Genomic DNA, 3309 nt, shown 5'->3' with positions numbered 1-3309 from the left:
TACCGACTGAGCTAACGACCCCTCGAAAGGGACAAATCAAAAAGCCCGGACTCATGATCGCGGGCTTTTCGCGTGCCGACCGCCTTGGCGGGCGACTGGAATATGGTGGGTCGTGTAGGATTCGAACCTACGACCAATTGGTTAAAAGCCAACTGCTCTACCAACTGAGCTAACGACCCTTGATATGGTCGGGGTAGGGGGATTCGAACTCCCGACATCTTGCTCCCAAAGCAAGCGCGCTACCGGACTGCGCTATACCCCGTTTGGAAGTTGGCTCCGCGACCTGGACTCGAACCAGGGACCCAATGATTAACAGTCATTTGCTCTACCGACTGAGCTATCGCGGAACGACGAGTCTTCCAAGCCCCTCTACAGTTCGGCTTTCGCCGTTTCCCGTATCAGAGGCGCGCCATTTTACGGGTATCGAAGTGACTGTCAAGCCTATGATCCAAAAAGTTTTTCTTCTTTTTCTTTGCAGCCGGACTGGCGCGTTGCTATATCTGCATAAAACTAGAGTGACCCGCGCTCGACAGCGACGAGATCACGGACAGGATCGCCCATGAGCTCCAAGGACACACCGCCGACTACCAATGTCGCCAGCCGTGCGATCCAGCCTCGCTTCGGCGAGTTGGTGCAAGGCTGCCGGCAACTGGCGATGAACCACCTGGCGGAATTGCTGGGTGCGGTCTTCACCCATGTCGACGACACGCTCTTCGAATGCGCCGAGAAGGCCGAGAACAACCAGGTTCAGGCGCTGTTCTTCGACAGCATGCGCGAAATCCGCCGCCAGCGCCCCGCCCTCGAACGCGCCTACCACCAGCGCTTCGCCAAGGGCCTGGGCGACTTCCTGCAAGGCAGCCTGCCGCCGCGCAAGCCCCTGGAAGAGCTGGACGTCGAGCAGCTGAGCCTGGTCGACAACGACGAATACGAGGAAACCCTGCTCATCACCAACATGGTGAACCAGGTGAAGGCGCAGTGCGCCCAGGCGCTGTTCGCCCTCGACCAGCGCCTGGCCCTGCTCAACAACGGCAGCAAGCTCGCCGAGGACAGCAACCCCTTCGGCCCGCAGGCCGTCGCCCAGGCGTTCCACGACACCCTGGGCGAAAGCCAGTTCGCCCTGCGTATAAAGAGCGTGCTGTACGTGCTCTTCGACCAACAGGTGATGCGCAACCTGGCGCCGCTGTATGACCAGCTCAACCAGCGCCTGACCGAAGCCGGCATCCTGCCCAACCTCAAGTACCGACCGCAGCAGACTTCCCGCCCGGCGCCCCGGCCCGTGCCTGCCGCGGCCAGCACCCCGGCGCCGCCTGGCGTGGGCGCCAGTGCGCCCGACTACGCCACTTCGGCGCCGCCGCTGGACTTCAGCGAGCTGCCGCCCTACCCGCCCAGCGACCAGCAGGCGCTCTACGGCGGCCTCAATTCCCTGCTCGCCGAGCACCGCCGGCGCGGCCTGGAGAGCTTCGGCCACTCCGACAGCATCGCCCGCTTCACCCCCCGCGGGGCGACCAAGACCTACAGCGCCGACGAATTGCTCGACGCGCTCAACCGCCTGCAGCGCATCTCCGCCCAGGACCTCGCCAAGCGCATCCGCCAGCCCCAGGCGGTGCAGCAGTTCAAGCAGGACCTGCACCAGCAGCTGGAAGCGGCGACCGCACGTCCCGGACAGAACAAGCTCACCGACCAGGAAGCCGACGTCATCGACCTGGTCGGCATGGTCTTCGACTTCATCCTCGACGACGAGAGCCTGCCGGACAGTTGCAAGACCACCCTCTCCCACCTGCACACGCCCTTCCTCAAGGTGGCGCTGCTGGACAAGGCGCTGTTCACCCAGCACCACCACCCGGCCCGCCGCCTGCTCAACGCCATGGCCCAGGCCGGCTCGCTGTACGGCGGCGACGGCGAGGAGCGCGGCCTGCAGGCGAAGATGCACTGGGTGGTCGAACGGGTGATCCAGGACTTCGCCGGCGACCTGCGCCTGTTCGACGAGCTGCTCGGCGAGTTCAACGCCTACGTCGCCAACATCCGCCAGAAAGCCGAACTGCGCGAGCGCCGCGCCACGGAAGCGGCGCGCGGCCGCGACCGCCTGCTGGCGGCGCGCGAACAGGCGCTGGAAGTGGTCCAGCGGGCCTGCGCCGAGCGCGAACTGCCGCAATTGGTGCGCAACTTCCTCGATCTCAGCTGGGCCGACGCGTTGACTTTCATTCTCCTGCGCAACGGCGAGGACAGCGACGAATGGCGCCGCGCCAGCGAAATCGCCGAACAACTGGCCTGGAGCGTGACGCCGCTGGACAGCGACGGCCGCGAACGCCTGCAAGGCCTGCGCCTGGCACTGCTCGAGGACCTGCGCAAGGGCCTGGAAGTGCTCGGCGGCTATCACGAGGACGGCATCCGCCGCCTGCTCCAGGACCTGGTGGCCTGCCAGCACGCGATCCAGGCGCAGCAGCCGGAAATCGCCGCCAACCTGCGCCCCGATCTGCCGGAGAGCCCGCTCGGCGCGATGCTCGACGGCGAAACGGTGGCCGAGAAGCACACCGAGGAAGGCCTTTCCGTACACGGCAAGGCGCTCATGGAAGAACTGCGCAACGTCGAGTTCGGCACCTGGTTCGAGTTCAGCGACACCACGCCGCCACGCCGCCTGAAGCTGTCGTGGTTCAGCCCGACCACGCGCAACTACATGTTCGTCGACCACCTGGGCCAGCGCGTCGCGGTCAAACCCATCGGCCAGTTGGCCCTGGAGATGGAGCAGGGCAAGGTGCGCATGCTCGCCAGCGAACAGCCGCAGCCCCTGGTCGACCGGGCCCTGGGCGCCATCTACCGCATGTTGCAGCGCTTCGCCGGGCGCCCCCGCAGCCCATCCGAGGAGTAAAGCGATGGACGAACGCCGCCAGCACAGCCGGCACAGCACGGACCTGAAGGTCGAGGTCTACGACCTGAACACCGGACGCAGCATCGGCCGCCTGGCCGACCTGTCCATCGAGGGCTTCATGCTCTGCGGCAGCGCGGTACCGGCGGCGGATTCGGTGCTGGAATGCCGCCTGGTGCCACTGCCGCCGCTGCACGAAGTGGGCGAAATCACCCTCGGCGCCGACTGCCTGTGGAGCCGCGGCGGCGCCGACGGCCAGCTGGGCTGGGCGGGCTTCCACATCATCGACCTGGCCGACGACCAGGCACAGGCCCTGGAAGAGCTGATCGCGCACCTCTGAGCCGGGCAGACGTGTAGGGCGCATAACGCCTACGGCGTTATCCGCCATCGCCGTCGAGCACCGGCGTCTCGGCCAGCGGCTCCAGTGCTGGAGTCAAATCGAGCGG

Annotated in this window: 2 protein-coding genes and 3 tRNA genes; 2 read left to right on the top strand and 3 right to left on the bottom strand. The window is 65.9% G+C overall.

Translation table 11 applies throughout. The features are described 5' to 3' along the window. Nucleotides 1-103: 103 nt before the first annotated feature. From P3W75_RS10660 to P3W75_RS10650, 3 genes are all read right to left on the bottom strand, one after another. Nucleotides 104-179 (bottom strand) — tRNA-Lys (locus P3W75_RS10660). 6 nt (nucleotides 180-185) lie between these two features. Next, nucleotides 186-262 (bottom strand) — tRNA-Pro (locus P3W75_RS10655). Nucleotides 263-271: 9 nt separating this feature from the next. Continuing rightward, nucleotides 272-347 (bottom strand) — tRNA-Asn (locus tag P3W75_RS10650). A gap of 212 nt (nucleotides 348-559) precedes the next feature. Between P3W75_RS10650 and P3W75_RS10645 the strand changes: the two genes are divergently transcribed. Then, on the top strand, nucleotides 560-2866 hold the full coding sequence (locus tag P3W75_RS10645) for a DUF1631 domain-containing protein (RefSeq protein WP_276227348.1): 2307 nt from the start codon (nucleotides 560-562) through the stop codon (nucleotides 2864-2866). 4 nt (nucleotides 2867-2870) lie between these two features. Further along, the gene (locus P3W75_RS10640; RefSeq protein WP_276227347.1) at nucleotides 2871-3203 is read left to right on the top strand and encodes a PilZ domain-containing protein; all 333 of its coding nucleotides are present in this window, start codon (nucleotides 2871-2873) and stop codon (nucleotides 3201-3203) included. Nucleotides 3204-3309: the final 106 nt, after the last annotated feature.

The sequence above is a fragment of the Pseudomonas citronellolis genome, assembly GCF_029335315.1.
Taxonomy (GTDB): domain Bacteria; phylum Pseudomonadota; class Gammaproteobacteria; order Pseudomonadales; family Pseudomonadaceae; genus Pseudomonas; species Pseudomonas citronellolis_A.
The sequence above is the reverse complement of the archived record's forward strand: the minus strand, read 5'-3'. Positions and strand labels throughout refer to the sequence as shown.